Origin of the sequence: Halomonas sp. YLB-10, from assembly GCF_003856855.1 — a bacterium.
GTDB classification, from domain to species: Bacteria; Pseudomonadota; Gammaproteobacteria; order Pseudomonadales; family Halomonadaceae; genus Halomonas; species Halomonas litopenaei.
Genome location: NZ_RRCU01000003.1, coordinates 102922 through 128849, shown reverse-complemented (window position 1 = coordinate 128849; position 25928 = coordinate 102922). Strand labels below are relative to the sequence as shown.

The following is a 25928-nucleotide window of genomic DNA, read 5'->3' as shown; positions in this document are numbered from 1 at the left end:
TATCCCGCCCTTCAATCCGAGCCCTTTCGGACCGGCCTAGAAACGCAGACCCAGGGCCAGCCCCCCGAGTACGTAGCAGAACAGGGTGATCAGGGCGACGCCGATCACGTTGAGCACGATCCCGCCACGGGCCATCTGCGAGATGGTGACGGCGCCGGAGCCGAACACGATGGCATTGGGCGGCGTGCCCACCGGCAGCATGAAGGCGCAGGTCGCGGCGAAGGCGGCAGGTATCAGCAGCGTCATGGCGTCGGCGCCAATGCCGACGGCGACCCCGCCCAGCACCGGGATGAAGGTCGCGGCGGTGGCAGTGTTGGAGGTGATCTCGGTAAGAAACAGCACGATGGTAGTCACCGCCACCACCAGCGCCACCATCGGCAGCGCTCCCAGCGCGCTGACCTGCTCGCCGAACCAGCCGTCGAGCCCTGACGCCGCCACCGCGCTGGCCAGCGACAGACCGCCGCCGAACAGCAGCAGTACGCCCCAGGGCAGGCCATCCTCGGCGTCCTGCCAGTCCAGCACCATGTCGCCCTTGGCGTTGCCCGGCAGGAAAAACAGCACGATACCGGCGCCGATGGCGATGGCGGTGTCATTCAAGGCGTCAAGGAACGAAAACCAGTCGCCGATCAGCGGCAGGCTGGCGATCAGCCCCGGCACCACCCACAGAAAGGCCGCGCCGGCGAACACGAACATCACCATGCGTTCGCCCTGGCCGAGCGGTCCCAGGTGATCGAGCTGGTCTTCGATCATCGCCTTGCCGCCGGGAATCTCATCGAGCTTGAAGCGATAGAGCACCCGGGTCATGAGTACCCAGCCGATCAGGATAAAGGTCAGCGCCAGGGGCAGACCGACCATCATCCACTGCAGGAACCCGATGTCCCGCCCCAGTTCATCGGCGGCGTAGCCGGCGACGATGGCGTTGGGGGGAGAACCCAGCAGGGTGCCGAGCCCGCCCATGGACGCCGACCAGGCGATGGCCAGTACCAGGCAGACACCGAAGCTGCGGATGTTGTCATCCTTGATGATGTCCGAGACGCGGCCGCCCTTGTGCAGGTCTTCTCCGACTGCGTCACTGTCCTGTGAGCTCGAGCGTTCCACCACCAGGGTCAGCACCGAAAGCGCAATCGGCAGCATCATCAGGGTGGTGGCGGTGTTGGACACCCACATGGACAGAAAACCGGTGGCCAGCATCATGCCGAGCACGATACGACGAGGTTCGACCCCGACGCGATGCAGGGTGGTCAGGGCGATACGCCGGTGCAGTTGCCACTTTTCCATGGCGATGGCGATCAGGAAGCCACCGAGAAACAGAAACACGATGGAGCTGGCGTAGGGAGCGGTGGCCTCGGACACCGAGCGTTCGGTCAGCATGGGAATCAATACGATGGGCAGCAGCGAGGTGACCGACAGCGGAATCGCCTCGGTCATCCACCAGATCGCCATCAGGGTGCCGATGGCGGCCACCCAGCGGGCATCTGGCGACATCGACTCGGCACCCCCAAGGGCCACCCAGACCATGGCCGCACCGGCCAGCCCGAAGGCGCGCAACGACCAGATCAGCCGAGGCGAGCGTCCGCCGCTGTCGCTGTCAACGTCCTGTTGTTGTGTAAGTGACTCTGCCATGGGGCCTCCCGCCGATCGCGAAGATGGATGTGACACTGCGGTGATGTACCGCCATCTCAGCGTAGACGAGGGCCAGGGACGCCGAGTTTGAGGGCCGACGTCGGCGAACAGGATGGAGCGAACCGGCACAGCCTGATCGGTCATCCTCTCGGGCGGGGACCGGGTGGCGAGAGGCGAGAGGCGAGAAGCGAAAGACGAAAGACGAAAGACGAAAGACGAAAGACGAAAGACGAAAGACGAAAGACGAAAGACGAAAGACGAAAGACGAAAGACGAAAGACGAAAGACGAAAGACGGGGCGAGAGACTAAAGACGAGAGGTGAGAGACGAGAAGCGAGAGGCTGTCTGCGGACCTCAGACAATGGCGTCGAAAGGGGCCTTTGGGGTGACGTCATCGAGCCGATGGTAACTGGCCAGCAGGCGGCGGCTGACGCGAACATTGTTGTGAAGCCGCTGTCTGTCGTCATTGGACGTCGACGCCTCGCCTTGGCGCTCGAGACAGGCTTCGGCCCGATCCAGCAGCTCGCCAAGCTGGGCGGGTGTAAAGTCGTGGCCCGATGATGTCCGTTGCGAGGCAGGCAGGGAGGCGTCCTGCGGCAGCAGTTCCAGGATGCGGTGGTACTGGCTATGCAGCAGACGATGGAGGGCGCGGGCGAGGTCCTGTGACAGGTCGGCCTGAAGGCCTTCGGTAGCGACCTTGTCGTCAAGTTCCAGCAGTGCCGGTACACGGGGATCGACGCCGTGGATGGCGTGTTCGTCTTCGGGGTGCTTCAGCGTCAGGGGTATCAGCATGCGGTAGAGATGAAGGCGGTCGCGCTCCAGCGATTTGCGCGTGGCGTCGGCTTCCTGGCTCAGGCGGTTGAACTTGACCTGGGCGCCGAGGGCGTTGATCTGACTGACCGAACGGGAATAGCCGATCACCAGCGCGCTGACGAGACCCAACGAGAACAGCGATACCGCTGCACCCCCATTGACGTCGTCGCGACTGTCCAGCAGCCAGTAGCTCAGAGCGGCGCTGGCGATGACGATCACCAGTGCCACCCAGGTATTGGTGCGCGTTGATTCCTTCCTGCTGTGCATCCTTGCCCCCCGCCCCCAGCCTCCCGGAGGTGCCTTTTGTCGGGCACACCGGGAAAGGCTGGGCGCTGTCTGTCGCTCCCTGGTTCGCCACGATGGGCGAACCTGACTGGGGCCAGCCTAGCAGCGGGTCAGCGTCGGCGAAACGCCTGTCGACTCAGTGGTCGATGTAGACATAGTGCTGCCAGCCGAGCATGCGCAACAGCACCTTGCGCATGATGGCGACGTGGTGAAAGTGCTCGGTGTAGACCGCTGCCTGGGCGCCGATGCCCAGCGGCATGTCCGGCATATCCTGGCCCGGGGCGAGCTTCAGGGTCACCAGCGCCGGGGCGTCGGTCCTGGCGAAGGCGTCGGCGCCCAGCAGTCGATCACCGGCGGCGACCTGGGACTCGGCGATGGCCGGCAGCACCTCGATGACTTCGGCGGCGAACACCTGGCCCGGCAGGGCGGTGAAGGTCAGTTCGGCCTCGTCGCCTGGCTGGATGCGGTTGAGCGCCTGCTGGCGGAAGGCGCCGGTAAAGCGGCCGGGTTCGTCATGCACGAAGACCCCCAGTGGCTTCAGCGGCAACGGTACCGCCATCATTCCCGGGCGCACCGCGAGCTGTGTCAGAAAGCCGTCCGTGGGTGCGCGGATGACCGTGTTTTGCAGATCATATTGTGCCTCGGCCAGTTGGGCGCGCTTGGCGACGACCAGCGGGTCCTCGTCATCGCCGTCGGGGCGCTGTTCGGCGCGGGCCCGCTCGAGGGCGGCCTCGGCCTGGGCGACACGTGCAGCCGCGGTCTGGGCGTTCTGGGAGGCTTCGTCGATCTGCTGACGGCTGAAGGCCGAGGAGGCGGCCTGATAACGTGCCAGGGTCCGACTGGCCTGATCTCTATCGGCCTGGGCCGCCACCAGGTTGGCCTCGGCCTCGGCAACGCCGGCGCTGCGACTGTCGGAATTGCGCAGGGCGTCTTCGAGCTCCGCCGTCAGCCGCTCTACCCGGGACTCGAACTGGGTGGCGTCCAGGATGAACAGCGGGGTACCGGCCTCGACCAGGGTGTTGGGGTCGACCTCGACGGAGCTGACCCGGGCCCGGACCTCGGATACCAGCGGCGTCACCGCGTAGGCCTGGCGAACCTGGCGGGTAAAGGGATGGTTGTAGTTCATCAGCAGCACCAGGGTCGCGACCACGATGATGCCGCCGAGTACCGCAGTGGGGACCGTCCACTTGTTGAGCGGGATGCGGAAGATCTTGAACACGGCGATACACAGCGCCGCATAGGTCAGCACGATAAGCAGATCCATCAGTCCTGACCTCCCTGGGTATTGCCGGACGTAGATTGGGCGCGAGCCGGTTGCTCGGCCTTGAGCGACGGCGCTGAGGCCTCCTGGGCGTCGAGCCGCTGGCGCAGGTGGTCGAGTTCGAGGCGTAACTCGTCAATCTCGCTGCGCTCTCTCGCCTGTTCTTCCTCGATCTGCTTGAAGCCCCAGCCGCGATCCGGCCGGTAGAGGGTGGCCCAGATCCACAGGAAGGGCCACAGCACATGCAGGGTGAACAGGCTGACCCAGCCGGCGACGTGGATCGCGTCCTGGTGCGGATGGTCGCGCTTCTTGGCGATACCGTAGGGGATGTCGTGGATGACGATGACACCGTAGAACAGGGTCAACACCACGAAGCACAGGATGCCGAGGGCAAAGTAGTTCAGCATGCAATGACCTTTTTTCGCGGACCTGCGCAACGTGCGAGGTCGATTTCAATCATGGAACATGCATGTAACGATAGCAGGATCGAGCCCAGACAAAGCCAACGGATGCTTAGGCGGCGTCAACGGGACACAAGGGCGTGTCGAGGCTAGGGCGTATCGAAGCTAGGGCCAGGGGCCGAGCCGACAGGAGAAAGGTCAAGAAGAATGCTGGACCTGCGGTCGAATGAAGTGTGCTCGCTCGACGGGTCCGAAAAGATGGTGCGGATGGGGAGACTCGAACTCCCACGCGCTAAGGCACTAGAACCTAAATCTAGCGTGTCTACCAATTCCACCACATCCGCACGCGGGGTAGGCGGGGCATATTTTACGTTGCCGGCCTGGCAAGTCAAACACTTCCGTGAGGTGCGCTCGCTTCGATCGAGTCAGGGCCCCGCTATCCGCCCGGACGCTGCGAGCGGCTCGGGGGCGGGGCTGAGGCTTGTGAGGTCGAGCTATGGCAGCGAAAGATGATCGGCGGCTTGATCGGCCAGTGCCCGATGGTCGCTGCCATCGAGGCGAGGAATGATGCCGAGGCAGGGCCCCGGCAGTCTGGCTTTCAGGTGATCGAGGTTGTCCCGGTAGAGGGTTTCATCTTCGGCGAAGCCGGGATCGACAAGGTTGCCGATCCAGCCGGCGCAAGTGACGCCATCTGCCTTGAGGGCTTCGGCGGTCAGCAGGGCGTGGTTCAGGCAGCCGAGTTTCAGTCCCACCACCAGGATCACCGGAAGCTGAAGGCGTGTGGCGAGCCCCGCCAGGTCCTCCTGGTCGTTGAGCGGGACCCGATAACCGCCGGCTCCCTCGACCAGGATCAGATCACGGGGGAGCTCAAGGCTTCCCCCCAGCGTGTGGCAGAGCCTGTCGAGGGACAGGTCCACGCCGGCATAGCGAGCCGCCAGGTGTGGCGCGATGGGGGGCGCGAAGGCGAAGGGATTGATGTCGTCATAGGGTACAGACGGCACGCTCTGGGCCTGCAGGGTCAGGGCGTCGATATTGCGCAGGCCCTCGGCGGTGGACTCACACCCCGAGGCGATCGGTTTGAGGCCGAGGGTGGTCTGGCCCTGGCGGCGTGCCAGGGCCAGCAGGCCGGAGCTTGCCAGGGTCTTGCCGGCGTCGGTGTCGGTGCCGGTCACAAAGTAGCTTGGCATGGCGAGTGCGGGATCCTGTGCTGCAAGTTTGGTGGCGGTGAAACGACGATGGGGCACCTTACTCAGGGGCGCGGTGGTCAGGCGTCAGCGATCGAGAATCAACGTCAGCCGCTGGTAGGTCACCGGTAGTCCTTCGGGTCTGCGCAGGTGTTCGTAGCGGGCCCGCGCCTGTCTTATATCCTGACGGCTCAGCCGGGCGCCGGGACGGGCGACCTGGGCGCCGACGCCCTTGACCGAGGCCATCACGGCGTCCAGGTCCGGGTAGTAGAAGCGCTCGGCACGTTGCTCGAAGGCGGTGGCGGCCCAGCGGCGGGAAAGCACCGCGCGCCGGTGGTCGTCCAGGCTTGCGAAGTCCAGCACTCCACTGGCCTTGCCCGGTTGACGCCAGACCTGGCCGATCTCTGCCAGGGTGCCGGGCAGCAGGGTGTTGAGTACCGCCCGTCCCCCAGGTGCCAGGACGCGATGGAGTTCCGCCAGCACCTGCTCCAGGTCGGGACACCACTGGATGGCCAGATTGGATATCGCCAGGTCGAGACTGGCATCGGCCAGCGGCAGCGCCTGGGCGTCGGCGCAGACCCAGGCGCACGCCGTGGCACGCGGATGAGGTGATGCCTCTTGGCGAGCCTGTGCCAGCATCGCCGCGGACAGATCCAGCCCCAGCACGCTGGCGTCAGGGTAGCGCTGGGCTACTCCCCGGGTCAGGTCGCCGGGCCCGCAACCCAGATCGAGGATCCGTTCGGCGTGATCTGGCAGGTGGGGCCACAGCGTCTCGGCCATTGCCATCTGGGCGCGTGCCAGTTCTCGGTAGCGCGGGGCCGCCCGCGAGAACGCCCGGGCGACCCGTCGCTGCCAGTCACCGGGTGTGGCATCGGGCGCTACGGAGACGCCAGCCTGGGCCGGCGTGGCGGTGTCGCTGGAGCGTGCGGGCTCGAGCTGGCGCTGCACAAGCGGAGCGTTCATGGCGTCACCTCGTCAAACCCCTGGACTTCGCGGTCGGCATCGATAGCTGCGCGGTCACCATAGTGAGCCCCGCGACGGCTGGTGGGTGCCTTTCCTTCATCTAGCATGCGCAAGGCGTGTCGCTGAATCGCCTCGGCCAGACGGGCCGGCTGGCTCAGCATCGGGCAGTGTCCGGCGCCTTCGATCCGCTCGTCCATGGCCGCGCGTACGGCAGGGGCCAGCAGGGGGTCCGTGGCACCGCACAGGGACGTGACGGGGACGGGAGTTGCATTATCCGGCGCTTGGCCTGAGACATGGCCTGGCACGCCGCCAAGCAGGTCACCGATATCGGCGCCTGCCAGGGTGGCGAGGCCCTGCTCCAGGGTGGCGTGATCGGCGCCGATGTCAGGCGTCAGCAGGCTGCGCAGCCGGCGCAGGGCGTCACGGGGCGTGGGCTCGCCGGACAGCTGCCAGCGCAGGAAATGCTCTCTGGCCCTGGTCGGGTCGCGGCGGAAGGCTGCGCGAAAATCAGCCAGCGCCGTCGTTGTCACCCCGTTCGGGTGACAGAAGGTCGGGCCCATGCCGAGCAGCACCAGGCCATCGGGGGCGGGCAGGTGCCGGGTCAGCGCGGCGGCCTGCAACGCACCGAGCGACCAGCCCACCCAGATGACCGGCTCGCCGTCGCGGGACGACAGGGAAGGGCCCATGGCCTTCGCCAGCGCCTGAAGGCCAGAGGACGGGTGTGCCTGCTGCTGGAAAAGCCCCGTGTCTGCGTCTGAGGCGTCTGCGTCCGAGGCACCTGCGTCTGCAAGCGCGGGCCTGCCGCCCATGCCGGGCCAGTCGATGGCCTCCACCGTCACCGAGGTCCCCCAATGGCTCGCCAGCGGTGACCAGATTCTGGCGTCGATGGCCCAACCGGACAGCAGTACCAGCCGGATCATCGGGATGCCCCTGCGCAGGTGGCCGACTCCTGCTTCTGGCACGTCAAGAGCGCCTCGAGCAGACGGTCGATGTCGTGGTCGTCATGGGCGGCGCTCAGGGTGACACGCAGCCTCGAGGCACCGGCGGGGACCGTCGGCGGGCGAATGGCACCCACCCGGATGCCAGCGTCCTCGAGGGTCCTGGCCCAGTCCAGGGTGCGCTGCTCATCGCCGAGCAGGATCGGCTGGATGGGGGTGGCCGACGCCATCAGCGGCAGCTTCAGGCTGGTGGCCTCGCGGCGGAATCGCGCGATCAGCCCATCGAGATGGCGGCGACGCTCGGGTTCGCTGGCCACTATCTCGAGAGACTGTAGCGTCGCCGCCGCCACCGGCGGGGGCAGGGCGGTGGTGTAGATGTAAGGGCGGGCGAACTGGATCAGATGCTCGATCAGGGCGTCATCGCCGGCGACGAAGGCACCGGCGGTGCCGAGCGCCTTGCCCAGGGTGCCGACCAGCACGGGGACCCGCTCGCAGCCGAGTCGTCGCCCGACGCTACCGTCGCCGTTTTCGCCCAGCACGCCGATGCCATGAGCATCGTCGATCATCAGCCAGGCGCCGTGGCGCCGGCTGAGTTCGGCCAGGCCGTCGATGTCGGCGCAGTCCCCGTCCATGCTGAAGACCCCGTCGCTGATGACCAGGCGGCGGCTGGCGTCCGGGGCCCGATCCAGCAGGCGCGCCAGGTCATCAAGGTCGTTGTGGTGATAGCGCCGTGAGCGGGCGCCGGACAGCCGGGCACCGTCGATCAGGGAGGCGTGATTCAGCCGGTCCTGCAGAAGATGCACGCCGCTGTCACAGAGCGCCTGTATCACCCCCAGGTTGGCCATGTAGCCGGTGGAGAACAGCAGCGCCCGGGGGCGTCCGGTGAGGCGTGCCAGGGCTTCTTCGAGTGCCTCGTGCACCGTGCTGTGTCCGGTGACCAGATGTGAGGCACGGGCCCCGGCGCCGAAGCGCCGCGCACCATCGGCGGCGGCCTCGGCCAGACGCGGGTCAGCGGCCAGACCGAGATAGTCATTGCCGGCCATGTCGAGTCGCTGCGCCTCCTGCCGATGGACACGGCGCTGGCGCCAGCGATGCGCCTCGTGGCGTGCCTGGGCACTCTGGCGCAGGTGGGAATGCCAGTCTGCGCTCATGGAGTGGGCTCCCGGCGGGGACGCACCGCACTAGCGCAGGGCTGGCAGCGGGCGCACATGGGGCTAGACCGCAGCGTCATAGAACTGGGCGCTGCTGGCTTCCCTGGCCTGGCGCTCGATCTGCCGGGCCAGGACCTGTTCGCGTTCGTCGTCACTGGCACAGGTGTCGCGACGTTCCGGATGCAGGCCAAGCTTGTCGAACAGCGCGCGGTCACGCTCGACCTGTGGGTTGCCGGTGGTCAGCAGGGTGTCGCCGTAGAAGATCGAGTTGGCGCCGGCCATGAAGGCCAGTGCCTGGGTCGACTCGTCCATTTGCTCCCGCCCGGCGGACAGTCGCACGTGGCTCTTCGGCATCATGATGCGGGCCACCGCGATGGCGCGCAGGTACTCGATGGGGTCCAGGTCCTCGACGTCCTCCAGGGGCGTGCCGGGGACCTTGACCAGCATGTTGATCGGTACCGACTCCGGGTGCGGTGACAGGTTGGCCAGCTGCCTGAGCAGCCCCGCGCGATCGCGAGCGGTCTCGCCCATGCCGAGGATGCCGCCGGAGCAGATCTTCATGCCGGCCTGGCGCACATTGCCCAGGGTGTCGAGGCGATCGGCGTAGCTGCGCGTGGTAATGATCTCGCCGTAGTACTCAGGCGAGGTATCCAGATTGTGGTTGTAGTAGTCGAGGCCGGCGTCGGCCAGCTGGTGGGCCTGGGCTTCGTCGACCATGCCAAGGGTCATGCAGGTCTCGAGCCCCAGCGCCTTGACCCTTTTCACCATTTCGATGACCACCTCGAGATCCCGCTGGCGCGGGCTGCGCCAGGCGGCGCCCATGCAGAAACGGCTGGCACCGGCATCGAGTGCGGACTTAGCCTGCTCCACCACCTTTTCGATCTCGAGCAGCTTCTCCTTGTCCAGGCCGGTGTTGTAGTGGCCAGACTGAGGACAGTACTTGCAGTCCTCGGGGCAGGCGCCGGTCTTGATCGACAACAGGGTCGAGACTTGAACGGCGTTGGCATCGAAGTGCTGGCGGTGGACGCACTGGGCCTTGAACAGCAGATCATTGAAGGGCAGGGCGAACAGCGCTTCGATCTCATCGAGCGTCCAGTCGTGACGGGGGGCGGCATCGGCGGCTAGGGTGGAAACTGTGGACGTCGAGTCGGCAGACATGGGTGTCTCGCTATGGTCAACTTTTTAAAATCGGATTGGTTGACGACAAGGATAAGTGGTATGGCGAAGCTGTCAACCTGCCTGATCGGCAAGGTTGACCATGGCGTGGCGAAACTGATGGCGGATCGCTGCCTGTTCTGCCTGGCGACCCTGGCGCCAGGGCCAGGGCCAGGGTCAGGAGAAGGGTCAAGATCGGGGCTCGCGGCGATTGCTGCGCCGGGTCCTGTGTCCGTCCTGCTGTGTGATCCCTGCCGCCGAGGGCTTGACCTCAATCGTTGTCCCTGCGAGGGCTGTGGCGAACCCTTGCCCGAGCACCGCTGGCGGCGTCCGGCGGGTGAACGCCTGTGCGGTCGCTGCCTGGTGGAGCCCTTAAGCTTCCATGAGGTGCGGACGCCGCTGATCTACCGCGACGAGATCAGACGTCTCGTCCAGCGCTTCAAGGCCGAGGCCCATCTGCCCAGCGCCCAGTTGCTGGTCGCACTGTTTCTCGAGGCATCGCTCGTGGGCGAGAATGGCGTGCCTGACGCTCTGATCGGGGTGCCGCGTCATCCCGCGAGGGCCAGGCGCTTTGGCTTCGATCAGGGCCAGTGGCTGGCCTGCGAGCTGGGGCGTCGGCTCGGCGTGCCGGTGAGGAGGGCCTGGCGGCGTCGCGATGATCGCCCCCAGCATGAGCTCGGTTCGCGGGCCCGTCGTCGCATCGCGTCGGGCATGTTTGGTATCGCGTCAGGGCTGCCTCGGCACGTGGCGCTGGTCGATGACGTCATGACCACCGGGGCCACCCTTGAGCGGCTGGCGCAGGCCTGTCGCCGGGCGGGGGCGCGCCGGGTGGACGCCTGGGCGCTGGCGAGGACGCCGCCACCCTGGCTCTGTTAAGCTCGGCGCCTCTCGCCTCGTTTGATATTTGTGCTTTTACCCGGAGCCCCCATGACCACGACCCCCACGCCCTTCAGTGAACTTTCTCCGCAGCGCGTGGTGGAGGCGATCGAATCACTGGGCTTGTGGCTGCCCGGCGAGCCCTTTGCGCTCAACAGCTACGAGAACCGCGTCTATCTGGTCCAGGACGATGACCGCAAGCGTTGGGTGGCCAAGTTCTACCGCCCTGATCGGTTGAGCGATGAGGCCATCGGCGAGGAGCACGCCTTCCTGCGTGAGCTCGACGATGCCGGGGTGCCGGTGGCGGCCCCCTGGCGCAACGACGCTGGCGAGAGTCTGCACCGGGCGGGGGGCTACCGCGTGGCGCTGTTTCCCCACCTGCCCGGCCAGGCGCCTGAGCTCGAGAACCCCGACCATCTGTTCGCCCTGGGTGAGCTGATAGGACGCGTCCACGAGGTGGGCCGGCGCGGCGAGTTCGCCCATCGCTGTCGGCAGGAGCCCCGCGCCATGGCCGAGCAGGCTCGTCGCACGGTACTCGAGAGTCCCTGGTTGAGCGAGCGTCAGCGCAAGGCCTACGAGCGCATCTCGCAGCAGTTGATCGAGGCGCTGGCACCACCCGCGGGTGTCAGCGCACCCATGCAGAGGGTTCACGGCGACTGCCACATCGGCAATATGCTGGGGCGGGAGGATCGCTTTGCGCTGGTCGATTTCGACGACGCGATGATGGCGCCGGCGGTACAGGACCTGTGGATGCTGTTCACCGCCCAGGGGCCGGAGGAAAGGGCGATGCAGCTATCGGAGGTGATCGAGGGCTACGAGCAGGTGATCGATTTCGATCGCCAGCAGCTCGCCCTGATCGAACCGCTTCGCGCCTTGAGGTTGATGCGCCATAGCGCCTGGGTGGTGGCGCGCTGGAACGATCCGGCCTTTCCCCGGGCGTTTCCCTGGGTCGCCGACGCCGGCTACTGGGACGAGCACATCCGCCAGCTGGAGCATCAACGCCTGGCCCTGGCGGATTCCGAGCGCTGGCTGGCGGGTGGCTGACAGATGGGGTCTGGCGGACGCCGTGTGCTGTCCGCCATAGGTGCCGCTACTCGGACGGAGTGGTCTGGCTCGACGGGGTGGCCTGCTTGGTTTCGGTGTCGGCGTCTTCGCCACGACGTTCGGCGTTAAGCTGCGCAGACGGATTGGGCATCTGCTCGATGGCCAGCGGTTCGGTCAGTTCCAGCTGAAACACGCGGTCGGCGTCCAGGCGGCAGCCGCCGTCATCGCAGGCGGCGATGCCGAACTGGCCATCCTCGTCATAGGCGCCGGCGATGAGTTCGCCGGAGTAGATGTGGCTTTCGCCGCCATCGGTCTCGACGCAGGTGAGGGCCTCGGTGGTGATACGCAGGCGTTGGCCATCGCGCTTGGCGTCGCCGACCAGCACGCAGTAGTGGGGCAGGTCGGTGCGTCCCTCGGCATCGGCGGCGGGCTTGAGCATGACATCATCGAGCCGCTGTCCGGCGGAGTCGAGGTCGATGCCTTCGATAATGCTGACGTTGATGCGTGCCTGGGCGGGTAGCTCCAGGCTGTCCGCCATAGCGGGCGTCATGCTGGTCAGGGCGCTGAAGGTCAGAATGGCGACGAGGGGCGTGCTGGGCCGGGCAAGCAGGCGGCGAAGGGCAGGCATTGGCGATTCTCGCGATATGGCTGGCGAAATGCGGGCAACAGGACGGGTAGCTGCATGGAGGCATGCCACCGACAGTGTCGCCTGGCACATGGACAACCTGATGACGATAGCACAGGGCTGTCGGGTGGACAGCTATCGCTCTCGTTGCGCGACACTCTGTCACGTACCTCGTCGCGACGGTGGCGGCAATCTCCCAATAGGCGTTGGCAACGGGCTTTTGCCGCGGGCTGTGGCAAGCTCGGGTGTCGCGCCGATTTCTCGCCAATGATGGGGGGGGACGTTGGGCAAAAACGCCAGGCGAACTGCGGAAGGCGACACGCTGCGGTAGACTATCGCTCACGCAATGCAAAAGCTATACTTCAAAAATTCTTTGTACAGGTTTTGTGGAGCCAGGCGGGCCGCCTGGTGTTCGCCCGAGCCGACGACTCCCCTGAAGGGCTGGATCATGACTGACGAACTCGCCAATCACTATCGACACATCATTGAGGAACTGGGCGAAGACCCGGAGCGAGAAGGGTTGGTGGATACGCCCAAGCGTGCTGCCAAGGCCATGCAGTTTCTCAACCGCGGCTACACCCAGTCGCTGGAAGAGATCGTCAATGGTGCGGTGTTTTCGTCCGAGACCGACGAGATGGTGTTGGTCAAGGACATCGAGCTGTACTCCATGTGCGAGCATCACTTGCTGCCCTTCATCGGCAAGTGCCATATCGCCTACCTGCCCAACGGCAAGGTGCTGGGACTGTCCAAGTTTGCCCGGATCGTCGACATGTACGCCCGCCGCATGCAGATCCAGGAGAATCTGACCCGTCAGATCGCCGATGCCGTGCTGCAGGTCACCGATGCCCGGGGCGTGGCCGTGGTGGTGGAGGCGCGACACCTGTGCATGATGATGCGAGGGGTCGAAAAGCAGAATTCCAGCATGACGTCCTCGGTGATGCTGGGGGCCTTCCGCGAGAAGCCGAGCACCCGTCAGGAGTTCCTGACGTTGGTCAACAGCCGCTGAGGAGCCGGTTCTACGGCCGCCGCACGAAGCGCTGAAGCCGATGCTTTTCGTTTACCGCTTTCAAGCATGACGCACGGGAGGGGCCATGTCCCTGCATGTACTGGGTGACCAGCACCTGGATCACGACCTTGCCACCATCCGCATCAAGAACCTGCGGTTGAGGACCTTCATCGGCATCAAGGAGGAGGAGATCCTCAATCGCCAGGACGTGGTGATCAATGCGGTGATCCGCTACCGCGCCGACAAGGCGGTGGCGTTCAATCATATCGAACAGGCGCTCAACTACCGCACCATCACCAAGCAGGTGATCGCGCTGGTGGAGGAGAACCGCTTTCAGCTGCTGGAGCGGATGACCCGCGAAGTGCTGGACCTGATCATGAGTCACGAGCAGGTGCTGACCACCCAGGTGGAGATCGACAAGCCCCATGCGCTGCGCTTTGCCGACTCGGTATCGATCACGCTGTCGGCCTCGAGGGCGCCGCGGGATCAGGATTCGGTGAGTTGAGGCGACGGCTTCGAGTTGGCGATCGGCCAGCGGAACGCTTAGCATGAAAGCTATATCGTCGTCGCGCAGTCGCTGAAGCGTCGTCGCCAGTCAATGCAGTTTTCCGTCAAGCCCGAGCCAGGAGCCTTCATGAAAGCCCTTAACGACATGCCGCTGTTTCGCCCCTTTGCCTATATCGACGGAAGCTGGGTGGCGGCCGACAGCGGGGAGCAGATCGACATCGTCAATCCGGCCAGTGGCGAGACCATCGCCCAGGTGCCTCGTCTGGGTCGCGCCGAGACCGAGGCGGCGATCGACGCGGCCGACGCCGCCCTGCCGGCCTGGCGCGCGCTGACGGCCCAGGAGCGGGCAGACATCCTGATGAAGTGGTACGAGCTGATGCTCGAACATCAGGACGAGCTGGCCACCATCATGACCCTCGAACAGGGCAAGCCGCTCAAGGAAGCCGCCGGCGAGATCGTCTACGCCGCCAGTTTCCTGCGCTGGTTCGCCGAGGAAGGACGCCGGGTCTACGGTGAGACCATTCCGGCGGCCAAGGCCAACCAGCGTATCGTGGTGACCAAGCAGCCGGTGGGTGTCTGCGGCGCCATCACGCCCTGGAACTTCCCCGCCGCCATGATCACCCGCAAGGCTGGCGCGGCCCTGGCGGCAGGCTGCACCATCGTGGTCAAGCCGGCCAGTCAGACCCCGCTGTCGGCCACCGCGCTTGCGCTGCTTGCCGAGCGCGCCGGGGTACCGCGTGGGGTGTTCAACGTGGTGCCGGGGTCGGCCAGCGAGATCGCCGCGGCCCTGACCGAATCGCCGGTGGTGCGCAAGATCACCTTCACCGGTTCCACCGAGGTGGGGCGTACCCTGATGTCCCAGGCGGCCCAGCATATCCAGAAGATCTCGCTGGAGCTTGGCGGCAACGCACCGTTCATTGTGTTCGAGGACGCCGATCTGGACGCGGCGGTGGACGGCGCCATGGCTGCCAAGTTCCGCAATGCCGGCCAGACCTGCGTGTGTACCAATCGCTTCCTGGTGCAGTCCAGCGTCATCAACGCCTTCAGCGAGAAGCTGGCGGTGGCCATGAACAGCGAACTGACGGTCGGCGACGGCACCACCGAGGGTGTCAACATCGGACCGCTGATCGACGACAAGGCGGTGGGCAAGGTCAACGAGCATGTCCAGGACGCGGTAGACAAGGGTGCCGAGCTGTGGATCGGTGGCCACCCCCATCCGCTGGGTGGCAACTACTTCACGCCGACCCTGGTCAGCGGTGCCACCAGCGAGATGAAGGTGGCCCGGGAAGAGACCTTCGGTCCGCTGGCGGCGGTATTCCCCTTCGATGACGAGGAGGACGCCATCGAACTGGCCAACGACACCGAGTTCGGTCTGGCGGCCTACTTCTACTCGAAGGACCTGGGCCGGGTGTGGCGAGTGGCCGACGCCCTCGAGTACGGCATGGTCGGCATCAATACCGGCCTGATCTCCAACGCCGCGGCGCCCTTCGGTGGGGTCAAGGCCTCCGGCCTCGGTCGCGAAGGCGGGCACCAGGGCCTGGCCGAGTTCCTCGAGACCAAGTACCTGTGCATCGACCTCGGCGAGTAAGCCTCAGACTGCCGCCATCCTGCAGGTGGCGGCAGCGCGCTCAGCGATAGCACACACACAAGGGCCCCGACGCATGCGTCGGGGCCCTTGTCGTAGATTGGCGCTTAGATTGGCGCTTAGATTGGCGCGTAGATTGGCGGGCGGCTCCTGGGTGGGCCAGAACCGGCGGGGCCTGGGGCCCCGCCGTGCCGCCACGCGACCGCGTCAGTGGCGGAAGTGGCGCATACCGGTAAACACCATGGCGATGCCGGCCTCGTTGGCGGCGTCGATGACCTCCTGGTCACGCATGGAGCCGCCGGGCTGGATCACCGCGGTGATGCCGGCGCTGGCGGCGGCGTCGATGCCGTCACGGAAGGGGAAGAAGGCGTCGCTGGCCATCACCGAGCCGGGCACCGAGAGGCCTTCGTCGGCGGCCTTGATGCCGGCGATGCGGGCCGAGTAGACACGGCTCATCTGGCCGGCGCCGACGCCGATGGTCTGGCCTTCCTTGACGTAGACGATGGCGTTGGACTTGACGAACTTGGCGACCTTCCAGGCGAAGGCCAGGTCACGCATCTCCTGCTCCGAGGGCACGCGCTCGGAGACCACTGTCAGGTCGTCGCGGGTGACCGTGCCCAGGTCGCGGTCCTGGACCAGCAGACCGCCGGTGACGCGCTTGAGGTCGTGGGCCGGTGCCATCTGACCGGGCCAGTTGGCGCTGACGTCGAGCAGGCGCACGTTCTTCTTCTCGGCGACGATGGCCTGGGCCTCGTCGCTGACCCCGGGGGCGATGATCACCTCGACGAACTGACGATCGATGATGGCGCGGGCGGTGTCGGCGTCCAGCGGCACGTTGAAGGCGATGATGCCGCCAAAGGCGCTGGTGGGATCGGTGGCGAAGGCCTTGTCGTAGGCCGCAAGAGCGCTCTCGCCCACGGCCACGCCGCAGGGGTTGGCGTGCTTGACGATGACACAGGCGGTGTCGTCGAAGCTCTTGACGCACTCGAGCGCGGCGTCGGTGTCGGCCACGTTGTTGAACGACAGCGGCTTGCCCTGCAGGGTGACGGCGGTGGAGACGCTGGGTTCGCTGGCGCCTTCTTCCACGTAGAACGCCGCCTGCTGGTGGGGGTTCTCGCCGTAACGCATGGACTGCTTCTTGGTCAGCTGCAGGTTGTAGGTGCGCGGGAAACCGTCCTCTGCGCCCTCGACCCGACGGCCAAGATAGTCGGCGATGGCACCGTCGTAGCCGGCGGTGTGTTCAAAGGCCTTGACCGCCAGGTCGAAGCGGGTGGCCTGGGCCAGCGCGCCGCCGTTGTCACGCATCTCTGCGATCACCCGGTCGTAGTCGTCGGCGTTGACCACGATGCTGGTGTAGGCATGATTCTTGGCGCAGGCGCGCACCATGGTGGGGCCGCCGATGTCGATGTTCTCGATGGCGTCTTCCAGGCTGCAGTCAGGACGCGCCACGGTGGCGGCAAAGGGGTAGAGGTTGACCACCACCATGTCGATGGGCGCGATGTCATGCTCGGCCATGACCTCGTCGTCCTGGCCGCGACGCCCGAGGATGCCGCCGTGGATCCTGGGGTGCAGGGTCTTGACACGGCCATCCATGATCTCGGGAAACCCGGTGTGCTCGGACACCTCGGTGACGGCGATGGCGTTGTCGGCCAGCAGGCGGTAGGTGCCGCCGGTGGACAGCAATTCGACGCCCATGTCGGCGAGGGCGCGGGCGAGGTCGACGATACCGGTCTTGTCCGACACGCTGATCAGGGCGCGACGAACGGCGAGAGAGGAGGGCTGGGCCATGGAGATGTCTCTGTTGCGAAGGGAAGCGAAGGGCGCCTTGGCGCAGAAAAGGGAGCCGTGGGCTCCCTTGGGGTCGGGTCAGATCAGTTCGTAGTGCTTGAGCTTCTTGCGCAGGGTGCCACGGTTGAGTCCGAGCATCTCTGCGGCACGGGTCTGGTTGCCGTTGGTGTAGACGAGCACCGACGACAGCAGAGGCGCCTCGACCTCGGCCATCACCATGGCGTGGAGGTCGGTGACGGTGCCGCCGTCGAGATGGTCGAAGTAGCGTTCCATGGCGGCGAACACGGCCTCGCGCAGGGGACGTTCGTCACTGGCCTGCGGTGCGGAGGGTGCCAGGCCGTCGAGGCCACGCTGAGAGGTGTCGAGTTTGGAGGCGGACACCGACTGGTCGATGGGTTGCTGGCTGGTCATGCGGCACGGGTTCCATGGTGTGCCACGGCCCTGGCCACGCGCTCGGGGGCGCTGGCGGGGTCGTGACGAAAGAGTTCGTCGATAAAGTCGCGCTGGGCCTGGGTCGAGGTCAGGCCGTTGAAGGTGGCCTTGAGCTGGCGACGGCCATCGTCGTCGAGGCGTCGATCGCTGGACAGGTACCAACCCAGATGCTTGCGCGCGATGCGCACGCCCATATGGTCACCGTAGAAGGCGTGCAGGGCATCGAGGTGAGAGCCGAGGACGTCGCGTCGTTCCGCGTCGGAAGGCGCCGGCAGGATTTCGCCATGGCGCAGATAGTGGCTGATCTCGCGGAAGATCCAGGGGTTGCCCTGGGCGCCTCGACCCACCATAACCGCATCCGCACCAGTATAGTCGAGTACGCGCCGAGCCTTTTCGGGAGACGTGATATCGCCGTTGGCAAAGACCGGGATGCTGACCCTTGATGCTACCTCGGCGATGGTCTCGTACTCGGCTTCGCCCTGATAGCGTTGCTGGCGATGACGGCCGTGGACGGCCAGCGCCTGGATGCCGGCATCTTCCGCCAGCCGGGCGATGCGCACCGCGTTGTTGGACTCGGCGCACCAGCCGGTGCGGATCTTCAGGGTCACCGGCACGTCGACGGCGGCCACCACCGCATCGAGGATCTCCGCCACCAGCGCCTCGTCCCGCAGCAGGGCAGAGCCCGCGGCCTTGTTGCAGACCTTCTTGGCCGGACAGCCCATGTTGATGTCGATGATCTCGGCGCCCTGTTCGGCGTTGAGGCGGGCGGCGGTGGCCAGCATCTCGGCGTCGCCGCCGGCGATCTGCACCGCCCTGGGACCGGGTTCGCCCCGGTGGTCCATGCGCAGGCGCGACTTGCGGGTGTGCCACAGGCTGGGATCGGAGGTGACCATCTCGCCCACCACCAGTCCCGCGCCCAGGCGACGACAGAGCGCGCGGAAGGGGCGGTCGGTGACCCCGGCCATGGGCGCAAGGATCACCGGGCCGGCCAGCTGATGCGGGCCAATGCAGGTGGTGATGCCTGAATCTTGCTGTTGCACCATGGGGGATCTGGGATCGTGGTCTGACATGGGAGCTGCCGTCGTTCCGGGGCTGCATATCATACGCCTCGAAGCACCGTTGGTGAAGGCGTGTTCGAGACGTTTTAATGCGAAAGGCTGCCCGGTGACAGCCTCTCGTGGCGCGATGTTCAGTCCTTGGTGGGGCGCCGGCCGCTAAGCCGCACCCAGCCTTCACGGACTTCCGGCTCGTCCATGAAAAGTCCCTCGTGGCGGTAGGCGTCGATCACCTCGTCGGCCTGGGCCTCGAGGATGCCAGACAGCGCCAGGCGACCACCGTCGGCGACATGGCCGGCGATGGTCGGGGCCAGTTCCACCAGCGGGCCGGCCAGGATATTGGCCACCACCAGGGTGAAGCGCTCCTCGCCCATCTGCTCCGGGTAGCGCAACGTCAGGCGCGACTCGTCGATGGCGTTGCGCTCGGCGTTGTCACGACTGGCGCTGAGCGCCTGCGGGTCGATGTCGGTGCCGATGGCTCGGGCGGCACCCAGCTTGAGTGCGGCGATGGCAAGGATGCCGGAGCCACAGCCGACGTCGAGCAGTTCGATGCCGTCGAGTTCGCCGTCGAGCGCCAGCCCATCGAGCCACTCGAGACACAGTGCGGTGGTGGGGTGGGTGCCGGTACCGAAGGCCAGGCCCGGGTCCAGATGCAGATTGACCGCGTCATCCTCGGGCGGCTGGTGCCAGCTCGGCACGATCCACAGTCGCTGACCCATGCGCAGGGGCTCGAAGCTGTCCATCCACTCGCGCTCCCAGTCGCGGTCATCGATCAGCTCGTGCTCGATGACCGGGCAGGGCTCGCCGGGCAGGGATTCGGCCCAGGCGGCAGACAGCCGCTCGAGCATGTCCGCCAGACCGTCGAGGTCATCGTAGAGACCGGTGAGAATGGTCTGGTCCCACAGTGGGGTGGTGCCCCGGTCCGGCTCGAACACCGGATCGTCGTGGGCGTCCTGCAGGGTGATCGCGGTGGCGCCTTCGGCCAGCAGCAGTTCCTCCAGCAGTTCCGCCTGCTGTGGTGGGACCTCGGCCTTGAGTTGAAGCCAGGGCATGGCGGTATTCCTCTTCGGTCTGGTGCAACGTCAACGGGGCGGCCTGGGCCGCCCCGTTGTCACGCTCTTGGTGCAAAGCCGCCGTGCTACTGCGCGAGCTTCTTCTCGAGGTAGTGAATATTGACGCCACCCTGCTGGAAGTAGCCGTCGCGCACCAGGTCCTTGTGCAGGTCGGTGTTGGTCTTGATGCCTTCCACCAGCAGCTCGTCCAGGGCGTTGCGCATGCGCGTCAGCGAGGTCTCGCGGTCGGCGCCCCAGGTGATCAGCTTGCCGATCAGCGAGTCGTAGTGGGGCGGCACCGTGTAGCCGGTGTACAGGTGGGAGTCCATGCGCACGCCGAGACCGCCCGGAGGATGGTACAGCGTGACCTTGCCCGGAGAAGGCATGAAGGTGCGAGGATCCTCGGCGTTGATGCGGCACTCGAAGGCGTGGCCGTTGAGCTCGACATCTTCCTGGCGGATCGACAGCGGCAGGCCGGAGGCGATGCGCAGCTGCTCGCGCACGATATCCACGCCGGTGACCATCTCGGTGACCGGGTGCTCCACCTGGACGCGGGTGTTCATCTCGATGAAGAAGAACTCACCGTCCTCGTAGAGGAACTCGAAGGTGCCGGCGCCGCGATAGCCGATTTCCACGCAGGCTTCGCGACAGGCTTCCAGCACCTTGGCGCGGGCGTCCGGATCCAGGCCCGGCGCGGGTGCTTCTTCCAGCACCTTCTGGTGGCGGCGCTGCAGCGAGCAGTCGCGGTCATACAGGTGGATGGCATTGCCCTGGCCGTCGGCCAGCACCTGAACCTCGACGTGACGCGGCTTCTCGAGGAACTTCTCCATGTACACGGTGCCGTCGCCGAAGGCCGAGTGGGCCTCGGTGCGGGTTACCGTGACCGCGGAGATCAGGTGGGCTTCGGTGTGCACCACGCGCATGCCACGTCCGCCGCCGCCGGCGGCGGCCTTGATGATCACCGGGTAGCCGATGCGCCGGGCGGTGGCCAGCAGCTCGCCTTCATCGTCGCCCAGCGGCCCGTCGGAGCCTGGCACCGTGGGCACGCCGGCCTTCTTCATCGCTTCGATGGCGCTGACCTTGTCGCCCATCAGGCGAATGGTCTCGGCGCGCGGGCCGATGAAGGTGAAGCCGGAACGCTCGACCTGCTCGGCAAAGTCGGCATTCTCGGAGAGGAAGCCGTAGCCGGGGTGGATGGCGCTGGCGTCGGTCACCTCGGCCGCGCTGATCAGCGAGGGGATATTGAGGTAGGACTGGGCCGAGGAAGCGGGGCCGATGCACACCGCCTCATCGGCGAGCCGCACGTGCATCAGTTCGCGGTCGGCCTTGGAGTGGACCGCAACCGTCTTGATCCCGAGCTCCTTGCAGGCCCGCAGGATGCGAAGAGCGATCTCGCCGCGGTTGGCGATAAGAACCTTGTCCAACATGGTGGTGTCCGCCGAAAGTGAATGATCAGGGAAGACGCAAGTCTTCTCAGGAGATGACAACCAGGGGCTGGTCGAACTCGACGGGCTCGCCGTCCTCGACCATGAAGGCCTCGATCACGCCGTCACGATCGGCTTCGATCTGGTTCATCATCTTCATCGCTTCGACGATGCAGATGGTGTCACCCTTGCGCACGCTGGCGCCGACTTCCACGAAAGGCTTGGCGCCGGGTGCCGGGGAGCGGTAGAAGGTGCCGACCATCGGCGAGACCACGGCCTGGCCCTGGTAGCTCGGGCCGCTGTCGGCGCTGGGTGCGGGAGCTTCGGCCGGGGCCTGGGCAGGTGCGGCCGCCGGTGCAGCGGGTGCGCCCCAGGGTTGGGCGGCGGGTGCCGGCTGCCAGCTGCCACCCTGCGGATGACGGCTGATGCGGACCGATTCTTCACCTTCCTGGATCTCGATTTCGCTGATGTTGGACTCTTCCAGCAGTTCAATCAGCTTCTTGACCTTACGAATATCCATGACGTTGTCTCGATCGTGTGAAGTGTCTACCGGGCGCTGTAAACCCGGTCCAAGTCGTTAGAGATCGCGGCAAGATGGCGGCTCTTGGCGTCTCTATCGTGTCAGAATTCAGAGTAGTGCGGAGTTTGCCGAAAATTGCGAAGGTTGTCCAGCGAGGCCGAACGCTGTTCGCTGTCACCTTCACCCGCTGGTGGTAGCCGCCTGGGCGCCGTCGAGGGCGCGGCTGACTGCGGCGATATGGCCGGCCAGGGCAGCGGCGTCGAGTTCGCCCTGGATACGTGCCTGACGAAGCTCCTGGTCCCCGTCGAAGAACAGAAGACTCGGTGGGCCGAACAGACCCAGATGGTCGAGCACCTCACGACTCACGGCGTTGGTGTCGGTCACATCGACGTCGATCCAGCGGAAGCCGGCGAGGGCCTCGCGTACCCGGGGGTCGGGAAACACCTCGCGCTCCATCACCTTGCAGGAAATGCACCATTCGGCGGTGACGTTGACGAAGGCGGGGGTCGTGGACTCGGCCAGGGCCGCCTGAAGCTGGCCCAGGCTCTCGACGATGCGATCGGGATGGGCCGCCTCGATAGAGCTGCTCGTCGCGCTCATGGGGCCGGCGGCCAGGGGGCGAAGGGGATCGCCACCGCCACGGGCGGCGCCGATGACCAGTGCGATGCCCCACACCAGCAGCACGATACCGGCGCCCTGGCGGACCCGCGGCCAGCCCGGTGTACTCGCCAGATCGAGGGCGCCGAGGGCCAGCGCCGTGCCGATGGCCAGGCCCGCCCACAAGAGCAGGGTGACCGGGGCCGGGATCAGGCGTTCGATCAGCCAGACGGCGACGCCCAGCAGCAGCACACCGAAGGCGATCTTGACCCCGTTCATCCAGGCGCCCGAGCGAGGCAGCAGGGTGGTGCCGAAGCCGCCGACCAGTAACAGCGGGACGCCCATACCCAGCGCCAGGGCCAGCAGCGCCGCGCCACCGATGACGGCGTCACCGGTGGAGGAAATGAATACCAGGGCGCCGGCCAGCGGTGCCGACACGCAGGGCGAGACAACCAGCACCGACAGCGCGCCGGCCAGCGCCAGACCCAGGGGGCCGCTGCGCTGGGCGCGTGCTTGCCAGGCATCGATGCGTGAGCCGAGCCCCGAGGACAGACGTAGATTGAAGACCCCGAACATGGCCAGTGCGAACAGGGTGAAGAGGGCGGCGAACACGATCAGTACCGGGGCCGACTGCAGCCGCGCCTGAAGGTTGAGCCCCGCGCCGAACAGACCCATCAGGACGCCGACCAGGGCGTAGGTGGCGGCCATGCCGGCGACGTAGCTTGCCGAGAGCGCAAAGGCGCGGGGGCGGCTGGGGTTCTGACCGACGATGATCGACGACAGGATCGGAATCATCGGCAGCACGCAGGGGGTAAAGGTCAGCCCGAGGCCGGCCACAAAGAACAGTCCGAGCATCAACGGCAGGCTGGCGTCCTGCATCAGGGCGCGGAAGCGGCCGTCTTCGCTGAGCGGAGCTGCATCGACAGAGGCGGTAGGGAGGCTGCCCGCTTGCTGGCTCGTGGGCGGCTGTCCGGCGAGGTCCGCTGCGGTAGCCTGGGCTGTGTTGTCGTTGGCCGTCTGGCCGTCCTCCAGAGCGTCGGCAAAGGCGGCGGGGGGCTCACTCTGGGCGGCGGCCAGCTCAAGGCGTTCCGGGGGGTAGCACAGACCGGCGTCGGCGCAGCCCTGGAACGTCAGGGCGATGTCCAGTGGCCCCTGACGGGTGTCGGCCAGCGGGGCACTGAACACCACCTGATCGTAGAAGACGTTGACGTCGCCGAGAAATTCGTCGGTCTTGGCCTCCCCGGGCGGTAGCGACAGCTCACCCAGGGCGTCCGGTTCGCCTGGCAGTTCCAACGAGAAGCGGTGACGATAGAGATAGTAGCCGTCGGCATTCTGCATGCCGATATAGAGCCGATCGCCGTCGTGCCAGGCGCTGGCGGTAAAGGCCTCGTTCACCGGCAGAAACTCGGCGCTGCTCGACGACGAGGAAAAGAACTGGGCCTGGGCCACCCAGGGGGACAGCAGCAGACAGACGAACAGCAAGAGGCGTGTGGCGAAGAACACGTCGAATCCTTGTTGACGATGGGTGTGGAAGACGGGGCAAGGCGTGGCGGGATTCGCCTGCCGTGTCAGACCCCACTGTGTGACCGTGGAAGCGGGGCGGGGTTCCCGCGGACCCTGCGCTATGATCAGATGCAAGCGTATTCTACCACTGGCGCCGGCGCTTTCCCTCATTGGAGGCAGGGCTGGCCGGCCTTTGATGAACGACAAGGAGAGCGAAATGAGCAGTCGTCGACAGCGCGCCGAAAGGCGTCGTCAGGAGCTCGAGAACCCGCAGTACGGATGGATCTGGAAACCGCTCGCCGTGCTGCTGGTGCTTGCCGTGATGGTGGCGGTGGGGCTGGGGATCTGGTGGAGCCTGGCGCCGTCGCGCTTCGACGTGGAGACTGCCACCCAGGAGCAGCGCATCTCCGCGGCGCCGGCGGCCAGAGGCACCGTTACGGTCGCGACCCTGGCCACCCTGATCGATACCTTGCAGGACAAGCCCGGCGGGTACCTGCGAAATGACCTGATGCCGCCGGGACTGCTGCTCGACAATATGCCGTCCTGGGAAACTGGTGTGCTGGTTCAGGCGAGGCTGATGGCCGCCAGCCTGGCGGACTTCGACCCCGGCGCCGGTGAGTCGGTGAATACTCTGATCGCTGCCCTCGAACAGGACGCCGACGATTGGCTGGCCCCGTCCATGGAGGATCACCTGGCCCAGGCGGGGAACTCGGCCCGCGCCTATCTGGCGCGTTTCGACGATGGGGTCGGCGCGTCCTTCGTCGATCAGGGCCAGGGCCTGGCGCTCTATCTGGACGCGGTGCGCCAGCAGTTGGCCTCGTTGCGGGAGCGGCTGTCATCCACGGTCAGCGACAGCGAGCGCTTGAAGGAACTGGGTATCGAAGTGGCACAGGACAGTCGAGTGCCCTGGTACCGCGTCGACAACGTGTTCCACGAGACCCGCGGTCAGACCTGGGCGCTGGGACACCTGCTCGAGGCGCTCGAGCGTGACCAGGCGGATCTGATCGCAAGCGCGGGCCTCGGCGACAGCTACGCCCGTGCGCTGGCCGAGATCGAGCGTATGCAACGTCAGTTCTGGAGCCCGGTGGTGCTGCGCGGCAGTGGCCTCGGCATCTTCGCCAACTATCCGCTGACCATGGCCCATCATCTGAGCCGGCTCGACGGCGCCCTGGCGTCCCTGATCGATGGCCTGGGTGGCGCCGAAGCGGCCCCGGAAGCCGCGACGCCACCGGTGACCGAGGTGACCCGTAGCACCGACGATGAGGAGGCGGCGGAGTCAGCCGGCGTTGAGCAGAGTGATGAGAAGAGTGATGAGCAGGATGGCCAGCAGAGCGACGAGCAGAGTGACCAGCACAGCGACGAGCAGGGCGCTGAAGCCAATAGTGACGAGCAGGACGCCGACGCCAATAGCGGCGAGCAAGGATCCAACCAGCAGCAGCCTGGCGAGCAAAGCGCCGAGTAGCAAGAGCCGAGTCAAGAGCCCCGAGCCGTGAACGGGGCCCAATGACGGGGTGAGAGAGACCGGTTGCCGATTTTCTCCCTCGTCCTTGCCTGAATTTTCGCAAGCTACCATGCCCTCGTTGCCGGGGGCATTTTTTTCTCAGTTTGCTTCGTTCGCCCGGATACTTTTTGCCGCTCCGCGCTTTGGTAATTGGAGGCCTGGCGTCCCCCTGGCTGACGCGCCATGTCGCCAATGACTAGATGCGTCATCTCGGCGCATGAACCGAGGTTGCTGCAGCGATCACCTCGTCGTATCAGGAATCAGTGATCTGTCGCACTGCAATGGTGCGTCTGCGAAGGGCCCATGGTCGCGCTCTTTGCCCACATTCTCGATCCTGGTTTCTCAGTGCTTTTTTCGCACATTTCCAACCTTATGATTTGGCTAAAGAAACACTTTCTCCACGGTAACTGTCCGCTGGCGCCCCCGACGTGTCCTCAAGGAACACGCAATTACAAGCGGAAACAGTCGCTCTCATGCTTCCGGGATACCGATATGGGGTTTGTCAGCCTGTGTACGCCAGGAATTTCGGACTGCCAGGACGGCGCGGCTATGCAATCGTACTGGCATAAATCGCAGTACCTGGCGGCCATCGAGTCTTCGAGCGTCGACGGGTGCTGCGGGCTGTCGGTGGTCGATCGTC

23 protein-coding genes and 1 tRNA gene are annotated in these 25928 nt (G+C 66.0%); 6 read left to right on the top strand and 18 right to left on the bottom strand.

Features of this window, described 5'->3' with window-relative positions; all coding sequences use genetic code 11:
- Window positions 1-36 precede the first annotated feature (36 nt).
- The 10 genes from EBB56_RS07950 to bioB form a co-directional block, all read right to left on the bottom strand.
- Window positions 37-1623, bottom strand: coding sequence for an SLC13 family permease (locus EBB56_RS07950; protein WP_045993062.1), 1587 nt, complete (start codon window positions 1621-1623; stop codon window positions 37-39).
- Between the two features lie 353 nt (window positions 1624-1976).
- Window positions 1977-2702 (bottom strand): hypothetical protein, encoded by a 726-nt coding sequence (locus EBB56_RS07945; RefSeq protein ID WP_124803758.1) that lies wholly within the window; start codon window positions 2700-2702, stop codon window positions 1977-1979.
- Window positions 2703-2856: 154 nt separating this feature from the next.
- Window positions 2857-3984, bottom strand: coding sequence for an HlyD family secretion protein (locus EBB56_RS07940; protein ID WP_108132881.1), 1128 nt, complete (start codon window positions 3982-3984; stop codon window positions 2857-2859).
- Window positions 3984-4388 carry a DUF3302 domain-containing protein gene (locus EBB56_RS22325; protein WP_108448990.1) on the bottom strand — a complete coding sequence of 135 codons (405 nt, stop codon included), beginning with the start codon at window positions 4386-4388 and terminating at the stop codon, window positions 3984-3986. The genes EBB56_RS07940 and EBB56_RS22325 overlap by 1 nt, the downstream gene beginning before the upstream one ends.
- A 253-nt stretch (window positions 4389-4641) precedes the next feature.
- Window positions 4642-4726 (bottom strand) — tRNA-Leu (locus tag EBB56_RS07930).
- Window positions 4727-4876: 150 nt separating this feature from the next.
- Window positions 4877-5569 (bottom strand): dethiobiotin synthase, encoded by a 693-nt coding sequence (bioD, locus tag EBB56_RS07925; protein WP_124803756.1) that lies wholly within the window; start codon window positions 5567-5569, stop codon window positions 4877-4879.
- A gap of 84 nt (window positions 5570-5653) precedes the next feature.
- Entirely contained in the window at window positions 5654-6529 is an 876-nt protein-coding gene (gene bioC, locus EBB56_RS07920) for a malonyl-ACP O-methyltransferase BioC (RefSeq protein ID WP_124803754.1), read from the bottom strand.
- Entirely contained in the window at window positions 6526-7449 is a 924-nt protein-coding gene (locus EBB56_RS07915) for an alpha/beta fold hydrolase (protein ID WP_124803752.1), read from the bottom strand. The genes bioC and EBB56_RS07915 overlap by 4 nt, the downstream gene beginning before the upstream one ends.
- Window positions 7446-8618: an 8-amino-7-oxononanoate synthase gene (gene bioF, locus EBB56_RS07910; protein ID WP_124803750.1), complete on the bottom strand. Its 1173-nt coding sequence runs from the start codon at window positions 8616-8618 to the stop codon at window positions 7446-7448. The genes EBB56_RS07915 and bioF overlap by 4 nt, the downstream gene beginning before the upstream one ends.
- A gap of 63 nt (window positions 8619-8681) precedes the next feature.
- Window positions 8682-9776, bottom strand: a complete 1095-nt coding sequence (gene bioB / locus EBB56_RS07905) for a biotin synthase BioB (protein WP_045993967.1) — start codon at window positions 9774-9776, stop codon at window positions 8682-8684.
- A gap of 60 nt (window positions 9777-9836) precedes the next feature.
- On the opposite strand from bioB, the gene EBB56_RS07900 reads away from it, so the two are divergent.
- Together EBB56_RS07900 and EBB56_RS07895 are read left to right on the top strand one after the other, a co-directional pair.
- On the top strand, window positions 9837-10649 hold the full coding sequence (locus EBB56_RS07900) for a ComF family protein (protein WP_124803748.1): 813 nt from the start codon (window positions 9837-9839) through the stop codon (window positions 10647-10649).
- Between the two features lie 51 nt (window positions 10650-10700).
- The gene (locus tag EBB56_RS07895) at window positions 10701-11693 is read left to right on the top strand and encodes a serine/threonine protein kinase (RefSeq protein WP_124803746.1); all 993 of its coding nucleotides are present in this window, start codon (window positions 10701-10703) and stop codon (window positions 11691-11693) included.
- Between the two features lie 46 nt (window positions 11694-11739).
- Here the strand turns inward: EBB56_RS07895 and EBB56_RS07890 are convergent, their stop codons facing one another.
- Window positions 11740-12321: a hypothetical protein gene (locus tag EBB56_RS07890; RefSeq protein WP_124803744.1), complete on the bottom strand. Its 582-nt coding sequence runs from the start codon at window positions 12319-12321 to the stop codon at window positions 11740-11742.
- Window positions 12322-12766: 445 nt separating this feature from the next.
- Between EBB56_RS07890 and folE the strand changes: the two genes are divergently transcribed.
- The 3 genes from folE (at window position 12767) to EBB56_RS07875 (ending at window position 15419) form a co-directional block, all read left to right on the top strand.
- Window positions 12767-13324: a GTP cyclohydrolase I FolE gene (gene folE / locus EBB56_RS07885; protein WP_045993969.1), complete on the top strand. Its 558-nt coding sequence runs from the start codon at window positions 12767-12769 to the stop codon at window positions 13322-13324.
- Between the two features lie 85 nt (window positions 13325-13409).
- Window positions 13410-13829, top strand: a complete 420-nt coding sequence (folX, locus tag EBB56_RS07880; RefSeq protein ID WP_045993970.1) for a dihydroneopterin triphosphate 2'-epimerase — start codon at window positions 13410-13412, stop codon at window positions 13827-13829.
- Between the two features lie 129 nt (window positions 13830-13958).
- On the top strand, window positions 13959-15419 hold the full coding sequence (locus tag EBB56_RS07875) for an NAD-dependent succinate-semialdehyde dehydrogenase (RefSeq protein WP_045993971.1): 1461 nt from the start codon (window positions 13959-13961) through the stop codon (window positions 15417-15419).
- Between the two features lie 204 nt (window positions 15420-15623).
- On the opposite strand, the gene purH is transcribed toward EBB56_RS07875, so the two are convergent.
- The 7 genes from purH to dsbD all read right to left on the bottom strand — a co-directional run bounded on the left by purH (window position 15624) and on the right by dsbD (window position 23787).
- Entirely contained in the window at window positions 15624-17204 is a 1581-nt protein-coding gene (gene purH, locus EBB56_RS07870; protein ID WP_124803742.1) for a bifunctional phosphoribosylaminoimidazolecarboxamide formyltransferase/IMP cyclohydrolase, read from the bottom strand.
- A 78-nt stretch (window positions 17205-17282) separates the two neighbouring features.
- The gene (gene fis, locus EBB56_RS07865; RefSeq protein ID WP_045993973.1) at window positions 17283-17615 is read right to left on the bottom strand and encodes a DNA-binding transcriptional regulator Fis; all 333 of its coding nucleotides are present in this window, start codon (window positions 17613-17615) and stop codon (window positions 17283-17285) included.
- Window positions 17612-18679, bottom strand: a complete 1068-nt coding sequence (gene dusB / locus EBB56_RS07860; RefSeq protein ID WP_083970531.1) for a tRNA dihydrouridine synthase DusB — start codon at window positions 18677-18679, stop codon at window positions 17612-17614. The genes fis and dusB overlap by 4 nt, the downstream gene beginning before the upstream one ends.
- 146 nt (window positions 18680-18825) lie before the next feature.
- Entirely contained in the window at window positions 18826-19743 is a 918-nt protein-coding gene (gene prmA, locus EBB56_RS07855; RefSeq protein ID WP_108132870.1) for a 50S ribosomal protein L11 methyltransferase, read from the bottom strand.
- Window positions 19744-19829: 86 nt separating this feature from the next.
- On the bottom strand, window positions 19830-21170 hold the full coding sequence (accC, locus tag EBB56_RS07850; protein WP_045993975.1) for an acetyl-CoA carboxylase biotin carboxylase subunit: 1341 nt from the start codon (window positions 21168-21170) through the stop codon (window positions 19830-19832).
- 46 nt (window positions 21171-21216) lie between these two features.
- Window positions 21217-21687 carry an acetyl-CoA carboxylase biotin carboxyl carrier protein gene (gene accB, locus EBB56_RS07845; protein WP_045993976.1) on the bottom strand — a complete coding sequence of 157 codons (471 nt, stop codon included), beginning with the start codon at window positions 21685-21687 and terminating at the stop codon, window positions 21217-21219.
- 180 nt (window positions 21688-21867) lie between these two features.
- Window positions 21868-23787, bottom strand: coding sequence for a protein-disulfide reductase DsbD (gene dsbD / locus EBB56_RS07840; RefSeq protein ID WP_260425309.1), 1920 nt, complete (start codon window positions 23785-23787; stop codon window positions 21868-21870).
- Between the two features lie 217 nt (window positions 23788-24004).
- On the opposite strand from dsbD, the gene EBB56_RS07835 reads away from it, so the two are divergent.
- A complete protein-coding gene (locus EBB56_RS07835) occupies window positions 24005-25249 on the top strand; it encodes a DUF2333 family protein (protein WP_045993978.1) in 1245 nt (414 codons plus the stop codon).
- Window positions 25250-25928 lie beyond the last annotated feature (679 nt).